This window comes from Nocardia sp. NPDC003482, from assembly GCF_053588115.1.
In genome coordinates this window covers 1-22,007 of record NZ_JBSFPI010000025.1, presented here as the reverse complement: position 1 = coordinate 22,007, position 22,007 = coordinate 1, and the positions used below count along the sequence as shown (strand labels likewise).

General features: G+C 69.5%; 17 protein-coding genes. 10 read left to right on the top strand and 7 right to left on the bottom strand.

Annotated elements, in window-relative coordinates; translation table 11 throughout:
• Window positions 1–45: 45 nt before the first annotated feature.
• The gene (locus ACWDSJ_RS31215; protein WP_450036162.1) at window positions 46–1,242 is read left to right on the top strand and encodes a serine hydrolase domain-containing protein; all 1,197 of its coding nucleotides are present in this window, start codon (window positions 46–48) and stop codon (window positions 1,240–1,242) included.
• Between the two features lie 498 nt (window positions 1,243–1,740).
• Here ACWDSJ_RS31215 and ACWDSJ_RS31210 read toward each other — a convergent pair whose 3' ends face one another.
• A complete protein-coding gene (locus ACWDSJ_RS31210) occupies window positions 1,741–2,313 on the bottom strand; it encodes a DinB family protein (RefSeq protein ID WP_450036160.1) in 573 nt (190 codons plus the stop codon).
• Between the two features lie 67 nt (window positions 2,314–2,380).
• Entirely contained in the window at window positions 2,381–3,436 is a 1,056-nt protein-coding gene (locus ACWDSJ_RS31205; RefSeq protein ID WP_450036158.1) for a phosphotransferase family protein, read from the bottom strand.
• Between the two features lie 95 nt (window positions 3,437–3,531).
• On the opposite strand from ACWDSJ_RS31205, the gene pabB reads away from it, so the two are divergent.
• Window positions 3,532–6,000, top strand: coding sequence for an aminodeoxychorismate synthase component I (pabB, locus tag ACWDSJ_RS31200; protein WP_450036157.1), 2,469 nt, complete (start codon window positions 3,532–3,534; stop codon window positions 5,998–6,000).
• 108 nt (window positions 6,001–6,108) lie between these two features.
• A complete protein-coding gene (locus ACWDSJ_RS31195) occupies window positions 6,109–6,825 on the top strand; it encodes a hypothetical protein (protein ID WP_450036156.1) in 717 nt (238 codons plus the stop codon).
• Window positions 6,826–7,115: 290 nt separating this feature from the next.
• On the opposite strand, the gene ACWDSJ_RS31190 is transcribed toward ACWDSJ_RS31195, so the two are convergent.
• The gene (locus ACWDSJ_RS31190; RefSeq protein WP_450036155.1) at window positions 7,116–8,729 is read right to left on the bottom strand and encodes a TerD family protein; all 1,614 of its coding nucleotides are present in this window, start codon (window positions 8,727–8,729) and stop codon (window positions 7,116–7,118) included.
• Between the two features lie 291 nt (window positions 8,730–9,020).
• Here ACWDSJ_RS31190 and ACWDSJ_RS31185 point away from each other — a divergent pair, with 291 nt between their 5' ends.
• The 3 genes from ACWDSJ_RS31185 (at window position 9,021) to ACWDSJ_RS31175 (ending at window position 12,699) form a co-directional block, all read left to right on the top strand.
• Window positions 9,021–9,560 (top strand): hypothetical protein, encoded by a 540-nt coding sequence (locus ACWDSJ_RS31185; RefSeq protein ID WP_450036154.1) that lies wholly within the window; start codon window positions 9,021–9,023, stop codon window positions 9,558–9,560.
• Between the two features lie 334 nt (window positions 9,561–9,894).
• Complete coding sequence (locus ACWDSJ_RS31180; protein ID WP_387370955.1) at window positions 9,895–11,862, top strand: LuxR C-terminal-related transcriptional regulator; 1,968 nt, start codon at window positions 9,895–9,897, stop codon at window positions 11,860–11,862.
• A gap of 36 nt (window positions 11,863–11,898) precedes the next feature.
• A complete protein-coding gene (locus tag ACWDSJ_RS31175) occupies window positions 11,899–12,699 on the top strand; it encodes a class I SAM-dependent methyltransferase (RefSeq protein ID WP_450036152.1) in 801 nt (266 codons plus the stop codon).
• On the opposite strand, the gene ACWDSJ_RS31170 is transcribed toward ACWDSJ_RS31175, so the two are convergent.
• The 3 genes from ACWDSJ_RS31170 to ACWDSJ_RS31160 all read right to left on the bottom strand — a co-directional run bounded on the left by ACWDSJ_RS31170 (window position 12,689) and on the right by ACWDSJ_RS31160 (window position 16,589).
• Window positions 12,689–13,045 (bottom strand): ACT domain-containing protein, encoded by a 357-nt coding sequence (locus ACWDSJ_RS31170; RefSeq protein WP_450036150.1) that lies wholly within the window; start codon window positions 13,043–13,045, stop codon window positions 12,689–12,691. The genes ACWDSJ_RS31175 and ACWDSJ_RS31170 overlap by 11 nt on opposite strands.
• A 263-nt stretch (window positions 13,046–13,308) precedes the next feature.
• Entirely contained in the window at window positions 13,309–14,706 is a 1,398-nt protein-coding gene (pcaB, locus tag ACWDSJ_RS31165; RefSeq protein ID WP_450036149.1) for a 3-carboxy-cis,cis-muconate cycloisomerase, read from the bottom strand.
• Window positions 14,706–16,589 carry an FAD/NAD(P)-binding protein gene (locus ACWDSJ_RS31160; RefSeq protein WP_450036227.1) on the bottom strand — a complete coding sequence of 628 codons (1,884 nt, stop codon included), beginning with the start codon at window positions 16,587–16,589 and terminating at the stop codon, window positions 14,706–14,708. The genes pcaB and ACWDSJ_RS31160 overlap by 1 nt, the downstream gene beginning before the upstream one ends.
• A 662-nt stretch (window positions 16,590–17,251) precedes the next feature.
• Here ACWDSJ_RS31160 and ACWDSJ_RS31155 point away from each other — a divergent pair.
• The 4 genes from ACWDSJ_RS31155 (at window position 17,252) to ACWDSJ_RS31140 (ending at window position 20,693) form a co-directional block, all read left to right on the top strand.
• A complete protein-coding gene (locus tag ACWDSJ_RS31155) occupies window positions 17,252–17,506 on the top strand; it encodes a helix-turn-helix domain-containing protein (protein WP_387370947.1) in 255 nt (84 codons plus the stop codon).
• A 25-nt stretch (window positions 17,507–17,531) separates the two neighbouring features.
• On the top strand, window positions 17,532–18,902 hold the full coding sequence (locus ACWDSJ_RS31150) for an FAD-dependent oxidoreductase (RefSeq protein WP_450036147.1): 1,371 nt from the start codon (window positions 17,532–17,534) through the stop codon (window positions 18,900–18,902).
• A gap of 98 nt (window positions 18,903–19,000) precedes the next feature.
• Window positions 19,001–19,372 carry a hypothetical protein gene (locus ACWDSJ_RS31145; RefSeq protein WP_450036146.1) on the top strand — a complete coding sequence of 124 codons (372 nt, stop codon included), beginning with the start codon at window positions 19,001–19,003 and terminating at the stop codon, window positions 19,370–19,372.
• A 73-nt stretch (window positions 19,373–19,445) separates the two neighbouring features.
• Window positions 19,446–20,693 (top strand): hypothetical protein, encoded by a 1,248-nt coding sequence (locus tag ACWDSJ_RS31140; protein WP_450036144.1) that lies wholly within the window; start codon window positions 19,446–19,448, stop codon window positions 20,691–20,693.
• Between the two features lie 288 nt (window positions 20,694–20,981).
• On the opposite strand, the gene ACWDSJ_RS31135 is transcribed toward ACWDSJ_RS31140, so the two are convergent.
• Window positions 20,982–21,689, bottom strand: a complete 708-nt coding sequence (locus ACWDSJ_RS31135) for an OmpA family protein (RefSeq protein WP_450036143.1) — start codon at window positions 21,687–21,689, stop codon at window positions 20,982–20,984.
• Window positions 21,690–22,007 lie beyond the last annotated feature (318 nt).

Here is a 22,007-nt window from a genome sequence, read left to right as displayed (position 1 = left end):
CCGAAGCCTACGACCTCGCCGCGGGCGACTAGCATCGACTCCGTCATGAGCGCACTGCCTGCCGTCCACGGCGATGTGGATTCCGGATTCGGCCCCGTCGCGGACGCGTTCCGGCGCAACTTCGCCCGGCGCGGGGAGATCGGGGCGGCCGTCGCGGTCTACCTCGGCGATCGTCCCGTGGTGGATCTGTGGGCGGGACACCGGGATCGGGCCCGCACCCTGCCGTGGGAGCGCGACACGATGGCGCCGGTGTTCTCCACGACGAAGGGGATGGCCGCGTTCGTCCTGGCCGAGGCCGTCTCGCGCGGGCTGCTGGATTACGACGCGCCCGTCGCGCGGTACTGGCCCGAATTCGCCGCGCACGGCAAGGAATCGATCACCGTGCGTCAACTGATCGATCATCAGGCCGGGTTGCCCGAACTCGATCGCGTCGTCCGGCTGCGCGATCTGGCCGATCTCGACGCCGTCGCGGCGATCCTCGCGGATCAGAAACCGTTGTGGCGCCCGGGAACCCGGCACGGCTACCATCCGATCACCGCGGGCCTGTATCAGGGCGAGCTGATCCGCCGGATCGATCCGCACGGCCGCACCCTGGGCCGGATCTTCGCCGAACGCTTCGCCGACCCGCTCGGCGTCGACTTCTTCATCGGCCTGCCCGACGACGTGCCCATGGACCGCGTCGCCGAACTGTCCGCCACGACCGGCCTGGACCTGCTGCGCTACGAACGAGAAGTCCCGCTGCGCATTGCTTTTCAGCTCTACGCCAAGCGCGGCGCCACCTACCGCGCCTTGAACAGCCCCCGCCTCGGCGCCCCCGCCCGCGCCGCCCGCCGCGACTACCTCGGCGTCGAACACCCCGGCTCCGGCGGCGTAGGCACCGCCCGCGCCCTGGCCCGCGTCTACGCCGCGGCCGCCGCCCGAACCGGCGAACTCCCCATCGACAACGCGATCCTCGACCACCTCGCCACCGCCGACACCCCCGGTGGGGTCCCGCCCCGAGACCTCATCCTCCACACCCCCAGCCACTACCACCTCGGCTTCCGCAAACCCACCCCCACCTTCCCCTTCGGCTCCACCCCCCACGCCTACGGCACCACCGGCTTCGGCGGCTCCACAGCCTTCGCCGACCCCACCACCGGCCTAGGCTTCGCCTACATCCCCACCCGCCTAGGCACAGCCGTCCTCGACGACCCCCGAGCCCGCACCCTCCACCACACCACAATCCACTGCACCAAACCCTGACTCCCCCAAGCCCAGCAACCCAGCCGCACCCCTTATTCGAATCCGCACACTCTGTAAGGGGTGCGACGGCGAATAAAGGGTGCGGATGGGCTGCCCCACCTGAGGTCGGTGCACACCCTCAGGCCCGCACCCCGGAAGCGCTTCGCCCCAAGCGGCACAACCCCCAGGTACGGCAACCCAGCCGCACCCCTTATCCGGATCCGCACACCCTGCAGGGGGTGCGACGGCAAACAAAGGGTGCGGCTGGGCTGCCCCACCTGAGGTCGGCGCACACCCTCAGGACCGCACGCCGGAAGCGCTTCGCTCCCAGGGAGCACAACCCCCAGGTACAGCAACTCAGCCGCACCCTTTATCTGGATCCGCACACCTTGCAGGGGGTGCGACGGCGAATAAAGGGTGCGGCTGGGCTGCCGTACCTGGGGTAGGTGGGCGTTGGATGAGGGGTGTACGTGGTGAGGTCAGGCCCATACGTCGTGAGGTCGGGCGCGTGTCGTGAGGTCAGGCGCGGACGTCGTGTAGGTGGTGGACCAGGTCGTGGAGGAAATAGCGGGCCATGGAGTCGACGGTGAACAGGGAGCCGTTGCTGCGGCGGGCGGCTCGATCCCGGTCGGCCTCGGGGACGGATTCGAATGCGGCGGAGGTGGTTTCGGCGGCGGTTGTCAGTTGCTGGGCGACGGTGGACGGGGGCTGGGAGAGGTAGTGGCCGACCTCGGCGGTGTGGTCCTGGTCCCAGTTCTCGAATACCGGTAGGCCGTCGGCGAAGCCGACTGTGCCGGTGAAGCCCGCGATGCCCGGGTCGGGGCCGGGGCCGCCGAGGGCGATGTCGAGGCGATGCGCGAAGATGCGGCACACATCGCGCACGTGCGCGGCGTATTCCAGCGGCGCCCACGTCGAATCGTTCGGGCGCACAGCGACATTCGGCCGTTCGAGCATCGCCGCGAAGCGGCTCGCGGCGTCCCGTACCAGACCCGGCACCGCCTCGTAGGGCGTCGCGGGACCGTCGAATCCGCACTCGGGGCAACGGCGTTCCAGGACCCAGGTCCAGTCCTTGTCTTCGGGCACGATCGGCATGGACTCAACCTAGACTGGCGGAAACTCTACCGCCACAAAGAAACTGCCAAACCTCCGCGAGATGCGGTCATTCCATCAGACGCCGCGCCCGCTCGAACAACTCCAGGGTGATGGCGTGCAGGAAGTCACCCACCTGCTTGGGCGCCTTCCCCGCGAACGCCCGCGCGTGCGTCCCCTCGAGCACGATGCCGAGCTTGAAACAGGCCAGCACGGTGTACCAGGTGACAGCGCTCAGATCGCGATCGGAGAACAACCCGTAGTGCGCCACCATCTCCTCGGCGGTCGGCAGGCCACCGGCCGCCCCGAGCTTGCCGACCAGCGCCGCACCCGTCGTCCCCGGCTCGGGCCGGGTCGCGATCTGCCAGCCCAGATCCAACAGCGGATCGCCGATGGTCGACATCTCCCAGTCGACCATGGCCGCGACCTCGGGCCCGTCGTAGGTGAACATGATGTTGGCCAGATGACAATCCCCGTGCAGGATGCCCGGCCGCCACTGCGAGGGCCGATTCCGGTCGAGCCATTCCCCGACCCGCTCGACCCCCGGGATCTCCGGCCCGGGATAGCCCTCGTTGGAGCCGTAGGACTCGAGCTCGCCCAGCCAGCGCGGCACCTGCCGTTCCAGGAAACCCGCAGGCTTCCCGTAGTCGGCCAGTCCCAGCGCCTGGTAGTCGAGCATGCCCAGCCGCGCGATGGCCTCCACCGCCGACAGTCCCATCTGCCGCCGCACCTCGGGATCCCCGGCGTGCAGGGCGGGCAGTTCGGTCTGCGGATTGAAGCCGTGAATGGGCTCCATCAGGTAGAACACCGCGCCCAGCACCGACTCGTCCGGGCAGGCCGCGATCACCCGGGGCGCGCGCACGCCGGTCCCGTCCAGCGCACCGAGCAGCCGGGACTCGCGCCGGATCACCTCATTGCTCTTGGGCCGCAAGTGTTTCGGCCCACGCCGCAACACGTACTCCCGCCCGCCGCGCGCGAACCGCACCATGATGTTCTGGGTGCCGCCGCCGAGCGAGGTCGCATCCTCGATCTCCCCGCCCGGCAGCCCCTGCTCGTCCATCCACTTCCCGACGACCGCGAAATCGACCACGTCCCGCGCCACTGCGGCCGGTTGCACCTCAGACATGCCCACATTGTGCACCACGATCGGCGAGAAACTGCGGGCACCTGCCATCAAAGCGCGGCGCACCCCGCTCGCCCGCACCGATTACCGTGTCGGGCATGCGCACGTTGCTGGTGGACAATTACGACTCGTTCACCTACAACCTGTTCCATCTGCTCGGCGAGGTCGAGGGCTGCGAACCGGTGGTGGTGCGCAACGACGAGGTGGCCGATCTCGGCGAATTGGATCTCGACCGGTTCGACAACGTGGTGATCTCCCCCGGCCCCGGCCGCCCCGATGTTCCCCGCGATTTCGGCATCTCCCGCGCGCTGATCGAGCACGGCGACCTCCCGCTGCTCGGTGTCTGCCTGGGGCATCAGGGCATCGTGCTGGGCGCGGGCGGATCGGTGGTGCCCGCGCCGCTGCCCCGGCACGGCTACCCGGACCGCATCCGGCACGACGGGCGCGGTCTGTTCGCCGGTGTCCCAAGGGATTTCGAGGCGGTGCGCTATCACTCGCTGTGCGCGGGGCGGCCGCTGCCGGAGACGCTGGAGATCACCGCCACCGCCCCCGACGGGGTGATCATGGGCGTCCGGCACAGACATCGGCCGCAGTGGGGCGTGCAGTTCCACCCCGAATCCGTGGCGAGCGAGCACGGCCGAGCGATACTCGCCAATTTCGCCCGGCTGACCCGGGAAACGCCGCCCCGCCGTGCGGCACCGACGCCAGCGGAGGAGGAGGTACGTCGGACGATCCAGGTTTGGCGACCCGACATCGCGCCCACCCAAGCGGGCTCCCCGAGCGCGAGGACCGCATCCACCCGCGAGCGAGGCCGCCGCCCCACCGAGACTCGCGAGCGGGACCCCCGTGACACCAAGACCCGCGAGCAAGACCGCCGCAACACCGAGACCGGCGAGCGAAACCGCCACAACACCGAGACCCCCGAGCAAGACCACCACAACACCGAGACCCCCGAGCAAGACCACCACAACACCGAGACCCCCGAGCAAGACCACCACAACACCGAGACCCCCGAGCAAGACCGCCGCAACACCGAGATCCGCGAGCGAGACCGCCGCCACACCACCGGGACCGGCGAGCGGGACCGCCGCAACACCGAGACCCACCCGCTCTCCCACCCCCCACAACCCACCCCCCTCGAATACCACGTACTCCACGAAACCATCGACCACCCCACCAACACCGAAGCCCTCTTCCTCGCCCGCTACGCCGACACCGAAACAGCCTTCTGGCTCGACAGCGCCCACCTGAAAACCGGCATGGCCCGCTTCTCGTACCTCGGCGACGCGTCCGGCCCGCTGTCGGAGGTGGTCCACTACCGAGTAGGCGACGGTTTCGTCCGGGTCGACTCCAGATCGGGCTCCCGAACCGTACCCGGCACCGTGCTCGACTATCTGTCCACCGAACTCGCCCGCCGCCGCATCGAACTCCCGGACGTCCCTTTCGATTTCGCCGGAGGCTACGTCGGCTACCTCGGCTACGAGGTGAAGGCCGACTGCGGCGCGACCGCCCGCCACCGCTCCCCCACCCCCGACGCGCAGTGGATCTTCGCCGACCGCCTGGTCGTGGTCGATCACCACACCGCCCGCACCCACCTCCTCGCCCTCACCGACGCCGATTCCCTTGCGACAGCCCGGAATTGGCTCACCGAGACCCGCGCCGCGATAACGTCCACTCCGACCCCCGACGATCGGCTACCCGATCAACCCCCGCCACCGTTCCCGCCCCGCCAACCCAATCGAGGCCGTTCCCGCTACCTCGCCGACATCGCCGCCATCGGCGACCATCTCCGCGCGGGCCAGACCTACGAGGTCAACCTCACCGACAACACCGACACCGACGCCGACTGCCCCGGCCTCGACGTCCACCGCGTCCTGCGCCGCCGCAACCCCGCCCCCTACGCGGCGTTCCTGCGCTTCGGCGAACTCGAGATCGCCTGCTCCTCCCCCGAACGATTCCTCAGGATCGACCGCGCCCGCACGGTGGAGAGCCGCCCGATCAAGGGCACCGCCGCCCGGCACCCCGACCCCCGCACCGACGAAATCGCCCGTCGCGCACTGGAATCGGATCCCAAGACCCGCGCCGAGAACCTCATGATCGTGGACCTGCTGCGCAACGATCTGGGCCGGGTGTGCGAACCGGGCAGCGTGCACGTCCCCAGCCTGATGACCGCCGAGACCTACGCGACCATGCATCAGCTCGTGACCACCGTCCGCGGCGCCCTGCGCCCGGAGATCGACGCGGTCGGCTGCCTGCGGGCCTGCTTCCCCGGCGGTTCCATGACCGGCGCCCCGAAACTGCGCACGCTGGAGCTCCTCGACGAGTTGGAGACCGAGGCGCGCGGCATCTATTCGGGCACCCTCGGCTACCTCGGCCTCGGCGGCACCGCCGATCTGAACATCGTCATCCGCACCGCCGTGCGCCACGACGGCCGCTGGCGGGTCGGCGCGGGCGGGGCGATCGTCCTCGATTCCGATCCCGAACAGGAATACCGCGAAATGGTCCTCAAGGCCGCCGCCGCGCTCGACGCGGTGACCGCCGTGGCCCATGCCCGGACCACCGCCTGACCTCGGGCGAATAAACAGCAATCGGTGTGTCGCCTCGCGACACGCCGCATTCCGGGCAATCCGGGCGCATTCTGGGGAGCACGTGTTCACGGACCGCGGAGGCGAGACATGAACTGTCGGGCGCTGCTGACCGGATTGCTGACGGGCGCGATCATCGTCGCGGCGGGACCCGCGACCGCCGCCCCCGACCTGCCCGATCCCGCCGATGTGCCACCACGCACGGCCATCGCGGTCCGCTCGGCGCTGCCCTGGATGCGCTGGGACACGGCCAACGACCACGAGCCGCACAGCGCGCTGTCGATGGTCAAGCTCTATCTGGTGGATTACGCACTGCGCCACGGCGACGGCTCCCCCGATGATATTCGGTTGGGAGAGCAAATGATTCGCAAATCAGATGACGCCGCCGCCTCGCAACTCGACGCGAAATACCCCACGGCCATCGACGCCGTGGCCGCGGAGTATCACCTCACCGCCACCCGCCGCAACGGATCGTGGGAGTCCTCGCTGACCAGCACCGCCGACCTCGCCGACTTCCTCGACGCCAAACTGCGCACCGATCCGGACTCCCGGCTGCTGACCTGGATGGCCGAGGCCGATCCGGTCGCCGCCGACGGCACCGTACAGGACTGGGGCACAGCGAAACTCCCGGGCGTGCTCGGAACCAAGTGGGGCTGGTCGGATTTCGGCCCGCCCGAGGTCGCCTCGGCCTCCTACGGCAGCGGCTTCACCATCGCCGCGCACACCTACGGCACCGGCGAGGAACAGACCGCCGACGTCCTCGGCGTCCTGCGTCAGGTCGTACTCAGCGCCCTCGGCGCGCACTGACCCACCGAACGAAACTTCCGCCCAGCACGTTTCGAAACCGGACGAAGGTCAACCCCCGGAAAGACGAGCCGATCGAGGATCCGATACGACAGGCACCCGCGACGAGGCGAGTGTCGGACGACGAGCCGCACGACGAAGTGCCCCCGCCGCCCCGAACCAACCGGTCGTATCGCGCCATACACGGGCACTGTTGCACGTGTCGTATCGTCAGATACGAGCGTCCTTGGCCTGGTCGCAAGCGTCGTATCGCCACACGCGGGCGCCCTTGCCACGGTTGCCGCATCACATCATCAGATGCGAGCACCCTTGCCCCGGTTGCACGCACGGCACAGGATCTGCAGGTTCGCCGCGCTGGTCGCACCGCCGCGACTGAGCGGGATGACGTGGTCGAACTCCAGATAGTGGGTCGCCCCGCATTCCACACAGCGCCCGCCGTCGCGCTGCCACACCTGGGCCTTGAGTTCGGGTGGGATGGAACGACGGTCGCGGCGACCGGGTGCGAGGGTGAGCCGCTTGGCCACGCGCAGCGCGCCTTCCAGGACGGCCGCGACCAGATCCGGGTCCTCGACCCGGAATGTCGCCCCGCCGCGGGCAGAGGTGGCGGCCACCACGACCGTGTCGTCGGCGACGACCACCGAAACCACGCGCGCCCAGGGCATTTCGATGCCCGCCTCCGGCCCGACGAAGCGCAGCTTGCGGGCCGAGCAGATCAGTCTGCCGTCGGTCGCGCGCGGTCCGCGGGCGAGTTGCCGCACCCGCGTCACCGGAATGTCCAGGTGGACCGCGTCTTCCGGGTCCAGGTGCAGCCCCGGCGCGCGCACGGTCGGCAACTCGCCCGCGCGCAACCGCGTGAGCGCGCGGCCGCGACGAAGCCTGCGGCGCAACTCGTCCACCTGCGGACCGGTCAGCGCCAGCGCGGCCACCGTGCGGTCGAAGTCGTCGACCTCGTCCGCGCCGACCTCCCCGTCGGCGACCGCGAACGCGGCCAGCCGCTCGGCGTAGGCCAGCCCCGGTCCGCGCAGTGCCGCGCGCCCGCGCTCGGCGTCGATGTGCCGGTAGCGCAACGCCGTCCACAACTCGTCCCACGCCCGGCCGCGGGGCCCGTCGGCGGTGAGCACCCGCCACGCCCGCGCCCGCCAGCCCTCGAGGTAGCGCTCGATCTCGGCCTCGCAGGCGCGGCAGGGGGTGGGCGTGCCGCGCAGCCGCCAGCGTCGCGGGCGGCCGCAGCGCGCGCAGATCCGGGGGTCGACGGGGACGCGCTCGCGGGTGGTCTCGGTCCACCGCGTGCCGTCCCACCAGCGCGACATCGTGGCGTCGCGCGGATCATCGTGCCAGTCCGGTCGTGGGTCACCGGGCGGCGCGGGCGTGTCGTCCACGCGCGCCGCGACCCGCGCGCGGATCGTCGACACCTCGCGAACCCCGAAGGCCGCCAACAGGTCCGCGAGCCCGTCGAATCCGGAGTGTTCGGGCCGGAACCACCAGCGCCCGTCGCGCCGGAACAGGCTCGCCAGCACCATGGTCCGCGCCCCGGGCACGGCCGCCACATCGCAGCGGGCGACCGGCCCCTCGGCGTCGAACACGGTCACCTCCGGGCGCTCGAGATCGGCCAGCGCGCCGTCGGTGACCGAACCCGCGACGAGCACGCGCGTCACCTCGGATTCGGTGCGCGGCAACGACACCGACAAGCGCGCGGTGCGCGGCTCGGGCCGCTGATCCAGCGTGACCGCCTGCGAGGGATGCCGCGGCGCGTTGAAGAACACCGCGTCCGCGCGCGAGCGCACCCGGCCGTCGGCCGCCAGCAACAGCGCGTGCGCGTCCAGCGCGTGCGCCGAGCGCCACGAAACCAGCACGCTCAGCAGCGAAGTCGGGAGCGGCGTCGCGCCGTCGTCGTCGAGGGATCCCATCGCGACCGAACTATGCCAGGCGGGTCCGACAGCCTTGCCGACCTGGGCCGATGCCGCCGGACCCCCAGTTGTCGGAACCCCTATGACCCCCTATTGGAATATGCCGGAAGGAATCCTCCGAAAAGTTCCCTCACCTTGCCGTTTCGGATCACGAACGGGATAACGACGCCGCCTCGAACGAAAATTCACCGCACTTCCCCTGGTAATCTCCCGGTTCGGCAGCGACGCCAATACCTTTTCTTCGCAACAGAATTCGAGGGAATCGGTAATCCGTCGAGAGAGCAGGGGTCCATGCACGCACGTTTCGAATCGACCGGGACGGTCCGGCCGGGCACGCCCGGCGGGGCCGCCGCGCGGTTCGCGGCGCCCGCGACGCGGGGTCCGTCGAATCTCGAACCAATCACGGGCATTCGGAACAAGTATGTGATCTACGTCTCTCCGGTTCGCTCGCCCGCCCCCGCCGCCGCGCACCCGATGCCCGTCGGGGGCGGCGGGTGTCGGCGGCGCGGGCCCGGTCGCGGCTATTTTCCGGCTGAGCGCTGGGCCGCCGCGAAAGATTTCACGCCGAACCGCGCGAAGCTGGTCACCCGAACGGGTTTCCTGCTGGTCAGCCGTCCGGAACGGGCTTGCGGGGCAGCGGATTCCGCGGTCTCCGACGGCCGGATCGGCGGCGTATCGGCGGTTGCCGAGTTTGTGCGGAAAAGGCGCACTCGCGGTATCCGTCCGGGCCGATTCGATGGGGCGAGGACGGCTCGCGTCGCGAATCGGCACGTGCCCATTCGCGCCGATCGGCAAGATGTCGATCTATACGCGAAACAGCTTGACATGTAGCATAATTCACGCGACAGATCGTCGCCGGTGGTGATGGGATGCACCCCGGTGGTCGCCGAAAACCATTGTGCACCGGCTGAATTCCCGTGTGTTCCGCGACGCACAGCTGCAACGTTGCCGCTCCCTGCAAGACCGCGTCTCCCGAGACGTACTCCCCTTCAGTCGGGGCCATTGAATCGACGAAGGGACAACGAGCATGCAGCGGTCGGTCGCTCGAGACCGAGGCCGGGCAGCGGTCGTCATCGGTCCACAAGAACCCCAGCTCGCGCGGGGGGCGCGACTGGAGTGCGACAGTCTGGCGGCCGTATTGGCAGCCGACGAGGCACGACATCGGGTGGCACAGGCGATGGCGGTGCTGGGGGCGGCGTCCGACATCGAATTCGTCGCCGAACTTCTGGAGACGGATCCGGATTCGGTGCGCGAGACCGTCACCGAATTGGCCGCGATGGGGATGGTGGACGGACAGCGGCTGCATCCGCCCGCGGTGGCGGCGCATCTGCTGCGCGCGATCCCGGCCGACGATCGCGCGAATCTGCACACCCGCGCGGCGGAGGTGCTGTATCGCAACGACTTTCCCGCCGCGGCGGTGGCCGCCCAGCTGGTGGCCGGTGGCGAACCGCGCAGCTCCTGGGCCGCGCAGGTACTCGTCGAGGCCGCCGACGAGGCGCTGGTCCACGACGATATCGACGGCGCCGCGCAACGATTGGAACTGGCCTATCGGGCCAGCCGCCGGGCGGGAGCGCGCGCCGCGATCGCCACCCGGCTGGTCTCGGTGGAACGCCGGGTCAATCCCTCGGCGCGCACGCGGAACTTCGCGCGCCTCAAGGCCGCGCTCTACACCGGCCGCGTCCCCGACACCGAACTGCCCACGGCCGTGCTGCACATGCTCTGGCACGGCAACACCCAGCACGCCGATCAGGCGCTGGCCCGGCTCGACCGCGACCCGCACCGCATCGTCGACCCGGCCGTCGACTTCCTCTGCGCCTGGCTGCGCTACACCCATCCGCCGCACGTCGACCGGCATCGCCGCCTGTTCGCGACCCGGGTCGGCGAGGGCGGGCGGGCCGCCTTCGACCGCCGCTCCCCGCATCGCCAGGCCGCCGACCTGCTCGGCGCGCAGACCGTGCAGCATCCGCCCGCCGAGATCGCCGGGCTGGCCCAGCGCATCCTGGCCGGGCACCGGCTGGCCGTCACCTCGGTGGAGGCGCTGGTCGCGGCCGTCGACAGCCTGATCTACGGCGACCATCTCGACACCGCCGACGCCTGGTGCACCTCGCTGCTCGCCGAGGCGCAGGCGCGCCGCGCGCCCACCTGGCGTTCGGTCTTCGCCGCCCTGCGCGCGGAGACGTTGCTGCGCAAGGGAAATCTCACCGGCGCGATCGAGAACGCCACGCTCGCCTTGAATCTCGTCCCGGCCGAACATCTCGGCGTCTGGGTCGGCCGCCCGATCGCGGTGCTGGTCCGGGCGCTGACCGCGCAGGGCAGGCACACCGAGGCCGCCGCGCAGCTGGGCCGCCCGGTGCCGCGGGCGATGTTCGAATCCCGGTTCGCGCTGCCGTATCTGCACGCCTGGGGTCAGCACTGTCTGGCGGCGGGGCGGCCCGAGGAGGCGCTGCGGCAGTTCCGCCAGTGCGGAAACCTCATGCGCCAATGGCATCTCGACTTCGCGTGGCTGGTCCCCTGGCGCAACGATCTGGCCGCGGCCTATCTCGAGCTCGGCGACCAGCGCCGCGCCCAGACCCTGGCCACCATGCACCTGGAACTGATCGGCGGCGCGGACCGGCACCGCACCGGTTCGGTGTCGCTGCGGCTGCTCGCCGCGACCGGCGACCCGCATCGGCGGGTCATGCTGCTGCGCCGGGCGGTGGCGGTGGCCCGCGCGGGCGGCGACGACCACGAATTGGCCACGGCGCTCACCGAATTGGGCCGCGCCCACCGCGGCATCGGCGACGCCGACAAGGCCCGGCCGCTGCTGCGCGAGGCCGTGCGGCTGGCCGAGGCGTGCGGTTCGGTGCCGCTGGTCCGGCGACTACGCGGCGACCGAGCTCCCGCCGCGGGCCCGCGTCCCCGCGCGACCGCCCGCAGCGCCGAAACCCTCAGCCCGGCCGAACGCCGCGTCGCGGAGCTGGCCGCGCTGGGCAAACGCAATCGCGACATCGCCGAATCGCTGGCCATCACCACGAGCACGGTCGAACAGCACCTGACCCGCGTCTACCGCAAACTCTCGGTGGCCCGGCGCGGTGACCTGCAATTCGCGCTGTCGGCACAGGCGACCGCGACGGCGGATTCGGCAGCGGGATGACACCCGCGCGGCGGTCCCGGCCCCTACCATGACCCGATGGACCCGCTGCTGACCAACCGACGGAACTGGGACGCTCGCGCGCCGATCCACGCCGCGAGCGAGTTCTACCGCGGCCACGAGCCGGGGTTCTGGTTCGCGCCGTTCGAATGGGATGTGCTCGGCGACGTGCGCGATCGCGACGTCGTGCACCTGCAATGTCATCTGGGCACGGAGACGGTCGAATTCGCGCGGCGCGGCGCCCGCGCGGTCGGCCTCGACTTCTCCGCCGAGTCCCTGCGCCACGCCCGCGAATTCGCCGGGGACGCCGTCGAATTCGTCTGCGCCGACGTGCACGACGCGGTGTCCGCGCTCGGCGGGGCGACGTTCGACATCGTGTACACCGGCAAGGGCGCGCTCTGCTACCTCCCGGACCTCACCCGCTGGGCGCGGGTGCTGGCCGGGCTGCTGCGGCCGGGCGGGCTGGTGTACATCGTCGAATTCCATCCGCTGCTGCACGCGCTGGGCCCGACGCCCCCGCCGGGCGCGGACCCGCGCGCGCTGCTGCTCCACGACGACTACCTCGCGGGCCGGGGCGCGCTGCTCCGCGACAGCCCGCACACCTACACCGACGGCCCGCCCCTGACCGGCGACACCACGGCCTACGAATGGCGGCACGGCCTCGGCGAGGTGATCACCGCCCTGCTGGCCGCCGGGCTGCGCATCACCGCGCTCACCGAGACCGAACTGCTCCCGTGGCCGCGCTTCCCGCAGATGGTGCCGACCGACAACGGCTGGTGGCGACTCCCGCCCGAGGAGCCGATCGTCCCCCTGCTCTACGGCCTGGCCGCTACTCGCTGATCGCGAAACCCGCCCCCCGCAACGCCGCCGCGGCCTCGGTGAACCGCTCCTCGGGCACCAACACCAGATCCGCGTGATACGTCGACGCCACGAACACCGGAATCCCGCTGTCCGCCAGCGGATTCGCGAGCGCGCTCAAACTGTCCGGCCGCCGCGCCCCCCGCTCGGCCCCACCATAGAACCCGACCCACGTCTCCCCCTCCGCCCACGGCGGCGCCTCCCGCACCACGGTCAACCCCTCGGGCGCCCGCACCAACGCGATCCACTCGTCATCCTCGGGAAAGGTCGCCCGCGCCCAATGCTCGACCACGAACCGTGACGGCACCCTGTGCAACCGCTCAACCATCCGGCCATCGTAGTGCCGCCCCACCGACCCGAACCCGAGCCCGGCAGCCACGCCGTCCCTCCCGCCCGTACCCCAGTTCTGGGGCTACGCCGTCACTCTCGATCCACCGGCCCGAGAACCCACCGCTCCACCTCGCCGACCGCCCGGCACAGCAGCTCGGGAGCCGTGCTGCCACACCCGATCCGAGCGCCCCATCCACCAATTCGGGGCGATGCTGTCACACTCGCCCGACCACCCGGTCCACCAGTTCAGAGGCGACGCCGTCACACCCGCCCGACCACCCGATCCACCAGTTCCGGGGCCATGCCGAGGTAGTCCTCCGGGCGCAGCAGGGCGGCGATCTGGTCGGCGTCGAAATGCTCACGCACGACCGGGTTCTCGGCCAGGACGGTGGCCAGGGTGCGGCCGCTCGCCTCGGCCTCGAAGGCGGCGGCCTGGAGTGCCTTCTTCGCCTCGACCCGGCCGAGCAGCGGGGTCAGGCGGATGGACAGGCGCTCCGAGACCAGTTGGCCCCGGCTCGCCGCGAGGACGCGGCCCATCCGGTCGGCGTCCGCGGTCAGCCCGGCCGCCAGTTCGGCCGCGGTGTGCGCGGCGCCCGCCACCAGCAGCAGGCACTCCCGCAGCGGCTGCCACTCGGCGTGCCAGGCGCCGGGCGACCGTTCGTCCTCGGCGAGCATGGCCGCGAACAGCGTGGACGCCAGCGCGGGCACCTGCATTCCGGCCGCGCGGATCATGGTGGCCAGCACGGGATTACGCTTCTGCGGCATGGCCGAGGACTCGCCCCGCCCGGCCGCGCCCGGCTCGGCCACCTCCATGATCTCGGTGCGCGCCTGGGTGATGACGTCGACGGCGAATTTGCCCAGCGCGCCCGAGGTGATCGACAGCGCGGCGGCCAGATCCGCGATCGGCGTGCGCACGCTGTGCCAGGGCGCGTCGGCGCGGGCCAGGGACAACTCCCCCGCGAACTCCTCGGTGAGCCGGGTGTAGATCCGCTCGGCCGGGGCGTCCGCCAGTTCCCCGCCGCTGTCGCGGACGCATTCCAGATAGGACGCGAATGTGCCCGCCGCCCCACCCAATTGGACCGGCAGCCCGTCGGCCCGCACCCGTCGCAGCCGGTCGCGGGCGTCGAGCACGCCCTGGAGCCAGGTCGCCACCCGCGCCCCGAACGTCGTGGGCACCGCGTGCATGCCGAGGGTCCGCGCGGCCATCGGGGTGTCACGGTGGCGGCGGGCGAGGTCGGCGAGGGAGTCCGCGGTCGACTCCAGATCGGCGACGATCGCCGTCACCACCCGTGCGGCGACGAGCATGGTGGCGGTGTCGAGAATGTCCTGACTCGTCGAACCCCAATGCACGTACATCGCCGACGCGGGATCGGCCGCGGCCACCACCGCCTGCAACTGCTGAACGAAGACCACCACCGGATTGGCCGCGCCCCGAGCGGCTTCCGCGATCACGGCGGCGTCGAACCGATGGTCGCGCACGGCCGCGGTGATGTGCTCGACCGCCTCGACCGGGACGATGCCCAGCCGTGCCTGCGCCCGCGCGAGCGCGAGCTCCACCTCGAGCATGGCCTCGAGCCACGCGTCGTCGGACACCAGTTCCGCCGCCGGCACCCCCGCCCGAACGGGGGCGAGCAGGCCCTTGTCGATGCTCATGGACATCAATCCTTTCGCTGCAATATCGAACGGGCGATGCTGTCGCTGTCCGACAATGTCACCGAGTCGACACCGGGTCGCGGCCCGGCGGCGGTCACCCAGTGCACGGCCTCGGTCGGCACACCCAGCGCGTACCTGCGCGGATGCGGCCGCCCGGCGTCGTCGACGACGGCATGGGAATCCGGGGCCACGGTCAGACCGCCGGTGCGATACGGATCCCCGCCCGGATCGGCGATGGCGTAGCCACGAATCTCCTTGCGATGCAGCATATTACGCAACAACTCATCCCCGGTGGCACGCAGATCCGGTTCGGGCAGCCACGCGTCGATCAGCGCCACCCCGGTGACGGCCGACCCGTCGACCAGCGGAGACTCCGTCACGAAACACCCCGCCTCGGCGTCGAGCCGCACCCGCATCCCCGGCCCCACGATCCGGACCACCTCGGCGCGGATGAGCGCGGCCAGCTCCGCGATGCGCCCGGCGGGAGGGCCGATGGAGAGGAAGGCGTTCAGCGGCGTGTACCACCCGTCGAGATCGTCGCGGTAGGAGCTTCCGGTGATGCCGCCGTGGTCGACGATCAGCCGGACCTCGTTGCGCAGATCCCGCAGCACGTCCAGCGCCGCCTTGACCGGTCCGTCCACATTGCCGAGCCGCGCGTGGCGGACGTCGGCGTCCAGGTAGGCGAGCAGCCAGTCCCGGAAGGCGTCCGGATCGGCGAACCGCCGCCCGCCCGTGGGGTCGGCCACCAGCGCCCAGTCCCAGTGATCGCGCTCGTCGATCCGGTACTCCCGCAACAGTTTCCGCACCTCGTCCGCGGTCGGCGCGTCCAGATAGCGCGCGTGGAACCACCGGCGCTCGCGCGGGCTGATCCGGTCGGCGATGAGTCGCGCGTAGTACACCGCCTCCACCTCCCGCGCGACCAGCGGCCAGACGTCGCGCCGGAACGACACGTCCCCGAATCGATCCGCGCGCCTGCGCAATTCGGCGATCCGCCCCGAGTCCAGCAGCGTGGGCACGTGCCTGCCCTCGACGCCCTTCTGATTCTCCCCGCGCGCGTGGTGCGGCACCCCGCGACGGCAGCCCGCCACGATCAGCGGCTCCCGGCCGGACGGAATGTACTCCAGTTCGCCCGCGATCGCGGACGCCTTGAAATATCCGCCGCGGCCGACCGTCAACAGGGCCATGTAGTCGAAGAAGGTCAGGCCGAGCCCGCGGATGATCGTCGTGCCGCGCTCGGGTACGCGCTCGACATCGATGTCCGCGGCATTGCCGGGCGCGAGATAGGTCAGCCCCAGCCGCGCCGATTCCGCCGCGAGCGTGGCCGAATGCGGCGAATGCCGCAGCGGCACATGGCCTTGCGCGAGCACCACGGCGTGCAGCGCACCGATGCGCCGCCCGTCGCTCAGCTCCAGTTCCTGGAGTCCGTCCGCCCGGTCGCGGAGATCCACGACGGTTCCGACGATCTCGTGCGCGCGCACCCGCGACGCGGCCCGGTCGCGGGTGCGCCGATACGCCCAGCGCAGATAGTGCCCGTAGAAGGCACGGGTCGGGTACGTGTCCGGTGCGGTGCGCCGGGCCTCGGCCAGGACCTCCTCGGGCAGCCCCGCGAAGTCGTCGATCTTGGTCAGGAAGTTCGCCCATTCGTAGAGGCTGGGCCCGGCCTCGACCGGACCCGCCATCGTCACGCTCTCGTCGGTGAAGATCGTGACCTGGGCGGCGACGGTGTTCATCAGCAGATGCGGGGACTGGTCGGTGCGCCATACCGCCCCCGTGCCGATGCTGGTGGAATCGATGAGGTACACCTCGACCGAATCGCGGCCGCCACCGCGTCGTACGTTCGCGCACAACCGCTCGAAAACGCTCAGACCCCGGGGTCCCCCGCCTACGATCGCGATGCGCAGTGTCGATGCATCGTGAATTGCAACCTCCGACGTGCCGTCGGCCCCGCAGACCGGAGCCGCATGAGTTCGGTGAGCCGACGTCGTTGTCGTGTCCGAGGGGCTCTTGATATTGCGCCCGAAATGTCGACGTTTCGCAAGTAGCAATCTGCTGCCAGGGCTGAAGCAGAACGACCAGTTGGATTATCGCAAATGCCGACGAACCACCCCGGCTAATGACAGCACCTCGGCACACCGTTCGGCCACCGAACAGCTCTCGGCGGGACGAGCGGTGTTGATTGTTACCTCCAGGAAACAACCGGGCAAGGCCCCTGGCAAACCCGAGGAATACGAGCGAGAAGACCCTCCCAGGGGGCCTGGCAACGCCCCCGCAGCCCTGTTCACCAGCAATGATACGAGAATGGCATGGGAATCTTATAGTGTGACTTGGATCACTTTGTGCTCACTTCAACATGCAATACGGCAAGATCAATCATCGCAACGGGGCACACAATACGTAGCATCGGAATAGTCGTCGGAACCGGGGGTTCCGCTCGTCGGTATTCTCGCAAGGGGGGTGGAAGCACCCGGCCGCGTGCGCGCGCCCGGAACATGAGACGTCATCTCATCGGAATGTGGGGCATGCATTTCCGTAGCCGAAAGCGAGTGTCTCGATGGATCCTATGCTTCACCCTCAATCCCGCCCCGCCGAATCGCGCCCGTCGCTGGCCGCGCTCACCAACCGGCAGCGCGAGGTCGCCGTTCTCGTCTCCCGCGGCATGACCAACCGCATGATCGCCAGTCATCTCGGCATCGCGGAGTGGACGGTCGTCAACCACCTCCGCCAGGTGATGCTGCGCCTGCGCTGCCCGTCCCGCCTGCACGTCGCCCTCGTCGTGCAACGCGAACAGGGCTCGGAGACGGCCTGATCCGAGGGTCCGTACCGTCATCGGTATGAGCGAACGGATGGTGGTCATCGGCGCCGACGCCGCGGGCATGTCGGCGGCCTCCCAGGCCCGGCGTCTGAAGTCGAACGACGAACTCGAGATCGTGGTGTTCGACCGCGGCCACTTCACCTCCTACTCGGCCTGCGGCATCCCGTACTGGGTGGGCGGCCAGGTCGACTCCCGCGACCAGCTGATCGCCCGGACGCCCGAGGAACACCGGTCCCGCGACATCGACCTCCGCTTGCGCACGGAGGCCGTGGAACTGGACGTTCCCGGCACCCGGGTCAGGGTTCGCGACCTCGCGACCGGCGACGAAACCTGGTGGCACTACGACAAACTCGTCCTCGCGACCGGCGCCACCCCCATCCGCCCCTCGCTCCCCGGAATCGACGCGCCCGGCGTCCACGGCGTGCAGACCCTCGACGACGGGCAGGCGTTGCTGGACACGCTGGACTCGACCCCCGGCCGCCGCGCGGTGGTGGTCGGGGCCGGGTACATCGGCGTGGAAATGGCCGAGGCCCTGATCAATCGGGGCTTCGACGTCACCATGATCAACCGTGGCGCCGAGCCGATGTCCACGCTCGATCCCGATATGGGGGTGTTGATCCGGAAAGCCATGGAGGGCATGGGGATTCGGGTCGTCGGCAACGCGGAGGTGACCGAGATCCTGACGGACTCCGGTCGGGCCCGGGGCGTCGCCACCGCCGAGGACGAGTACCCGGCGGATGTGGTGGTGCTGGGGCTGGGGGTTCGGCCCGCCACCGAGCTGGCTCGGGCGGCCGGGCTTCCGGTGGGCTTGAACGACGGGTTGTTGACGGATATGTCCATGCGGGTGCGTGATCACGAGAACATCTGGGCGGGAGGCGATTGCGTCGAGGTACTGGATCTGGTCTCCGGCGCTCGCCGACACATTCCGCTCGGCACGCACGCCAACAAGCACGGGCAGATCATCGGGTTCAACGTCGGGGGCGACTACGCGACGTTCCCCGGCGTCGTCGGCACCGCCGTGAGCAAGGTGTGCGATCTGGAGGTGGCTCGAACCGGGCTTCGGGAGCGGGATGCGCACCGGGCCGGGTTGAAGTTCCACACGGCCGTCATCGAATCCACCAGTCGCGCAGGATATTTCCCCGGCGCCGCGCCCATGACGGTGAAGATGCTCGCGGAACGGCGGACCGGACGTTTGCTCGGTGCGCAGATCGTGGGGCGCGAGGGCGCGGGCAAGCGGATCGACATCGCGGCGGTGGCGTTGACCGCGAGAATGACTGTCGAGCAGATGATCTCGCTGGACCTTGGCTACGCCCCGCCGTTCTCGCCGGTCTGGGATCCGGTCCTCGTCGCGGCCCGTAAGGTCTGGGGAGCCGTACGCCAGGGAAGTTGAATCGAGTACCTCGATACGCATGCCACACCGCACCCGTTCTGGGACCTTGGGGAACAAGGACCGCCCGCCGACAGCGGCCCACACCCAGAGGACATCCCGTGGCGAAACTGACGTACCCAGACCTCGACGAGGGCGAGCGCCTCCTCTACGACGAACTCCTCACCGCGCGCACCGCCCTTCCCAAATCCGACCTCCGCCTCACCAGAGCCCACTCCGGCAACCCTCTCCGAGCTCCCCTCGGCCGCCTGTGGCAACAGATCCTCGCCTACGACCCCACCCCGCAGCCCGAACTCCACCTCCTCCGATACCTCATCGAAACCGCCGAAAAGCACGACTGCACGACGGTCGACTGCGCGACGTTCCCGTCACTGGGCAAATTCCGGCGGCCGATTCTGAGCCCGATCGTGGGGCGAGAGGTCGAGGTGACGACGTTGCGGAATATGTATGACGTTTGGTCGCAGACTATTTGACGGCGCGGCACCGCACAATATCCCTCTCTCGAATAACGCTCGTGGCGGTTCAAAGAATGGACAGGATTTCGCGATGCTGAATCGATCCGGTCGGGTAGGTAGTATCGCCGGGTGGACCGCGGTCGATATTCGCCCGCTGCGCCGCCGCGACCGTGTGTGGCGGCACGTACGGGTGATCAAGGTGATCACCTCGATTCGGACTCCGGACGTCGAATCGGTGCGCGCCCGGTTGAAACAATGCGCCCATCGGCACGGCGATGACATCAGATGGCGTCTGCTCGATATCGACCGGGGAGTCAGTGGCCGTCCGTCCGCCGATTGCGCGGACGAGTTCATTCGCGCGCTGGTGGTTTCTTCGGCGGACGAATCGCCGCCGATATCTGCGAATCGAGACAATGATCGCCTCGACGGGCTCCCGTTCACATTGACGCTCGGCCACGATTGGGCCGAGATCCGCTATTCGCACGCGCTCGGGGATGCCGTATCGACTTGGAGTTTCATCGGATTCCTCCTCGACACCGAGCCCGCGCCCTTCCCGGGAGTCAACCGGCCGACGTTCGCACCGATTCCACGCGCGCTGCTGAACTCGTTCGGGCGCTCGCCGTTTCGTATCGCCAGGGCCATCCGCGTACAGCGCGAGCTCGCTCGTCCGGTGCGTCGTCCCCCTGTTTGCGACTCTTCGACGGGCGACGACCACCGCTTCGACGTGGCGTCGGCGACCAGTGATGCCGGGTTCCTGAACAGGATGCGCGAGGAGCGCGACCGTCGCTGTCCGGCGGCGACGATCATGTCGATCCTCTCGATTCGCGCGATAACCTTGTTCCGGTCCCAGGGCATCGTGATCGCCCCCCGAATGGTGATGATGATCGATATGCGCCGCTACCTCCCCGCGCGAATGACCGTCGACGGAAATTTCAGCTGGTCGAAATCAATCCCAACGCCGCCGAATGACCCGAGTGAACTGGCCGGTCGAGTATCGAAGATTCTCGACTCCGGCCTCCCGCTATTGATATTCTGCCGCGCTGTGCACGCGCGCAGAGAACACCGCAAGGCCAAACCATCCCGTCCCACCGAATCGCCGACCACACATTTGATGATGTCGTACGGCAGCAAATGGCTCACCCCACCGACCCCCGCCCAGAAATCCCCACCGCGCATCCTCATGTTTCTCCCACCCCCGGGCCCCGATTTCATCGGCGTCAACATCATCGAAGCCGCTGATCGCGTACACGTTTCGGTGAACTATCGAAACGACATCCTGGACCGTGAGTCCGCCAATCTGATAGCCCAGGGCCTGGTCTCCGAGCCGGACCCGGCCTGACCCGCTACTCCGCGCCGGAGCTCATGACGGTGAAGATGCTCGTGGAACAACAACAGGTCGCTTTACTGGGTGTGCAGGTCGTCGTCGAATGCGAAGGCGCGGCAAGCGCATCGACATCGCAGCGGGGGCGTTGACCGCGAGAATGACTGTCGAGCAGATGATCTCGCTGGACCTGGGCTACGCCCCACCGTTCTCGCCGGTCTGGGATCCGGTCCACGTCGCGGCACTAAAGGTGTGGTCCCAGGTGCGGCGGACGAGCCGATCTCCGGCTCGCCGCCGCTACGAGTCTCAGACCAGGCTCACCAACACGCACCTGTTCTGGGCCGCGGGGCCCGGCAGCAGAACACCGGCGCCGTCCCGATCGGGAACATATCCATCGAAATGGTATCCGTCGCCGCGGATTTCGATCCGAGACGCATCGAGTCCCGCCGCCGTCATCAGACCCCGCACCGCATCGGCACGCGCCAACGACAGCCACCGCCGATCCGCCTCACCCGCCGGAGTCTGGTCACCGTAACTGGAGGTGGCTCCCGTCAGCTGGATACGCACGCCGGGACAGGCCCGTAGGGCAGCGACGATCTGTTCGACGGCTTGCCGCGCCGCGGTCGGTTCCCGCAGGGCCGGGGTGTTCTCCTGAAAACCCACCGCCCCGGTGTCGGGAAGTCGAAAGTTCCGAATTGAACACGTGTGCGGGAACGGAGCCGGATCGGGGACATCGACCGTTGTGACCTCCGGAACAGAGGCGGGTGCCGCTCCCGACCGAGGCGACCCGTCCACCTGGACCTCAGCGCCCGCGGCGGTGAGGACCGCCCTCCAGATACCGAGGAGACGATCACGGTGTGCCTGGTCGAGGGTCTTCTGCGGGTCAGTGGTGTCTCCGAAACCGGCGAGTACGACGCGCAGCTCACGAAGATCGGGCAACTGTCCTTGCTCGCGCAGGAACGCGACGACCTCGTCGCCATCGGCCTCCAGCAGCCCGTCGCGTGCGAAATTCATCGCCCCCGTGTCCTGCAACCCCGAGCCGGAAAGCACGACGGTGCCGTGCGCACAGCTCGCATGGACGGCGTCCGCCGCGACTTGGAGTCCACGCAGGTAATCCGCGTGCGGAGTCGTCGCCCGTACTCGCCGTGCCGCGGAGACGATTCTGGCGACGTACGCGGTTCGCTCCTCTTGGCGGGCGTTGTCGTTGCGGGTGTGCGGCACGAATCTCTCGGCGGCGACTAGGACGTGTCCTGTAAGTCATCGCAGCCAGAGGATGATGGCGGCGATGGTGAGTTCGGCCTGGTAGTAGGCGGCTCGTTTGGCGTAGCGGGT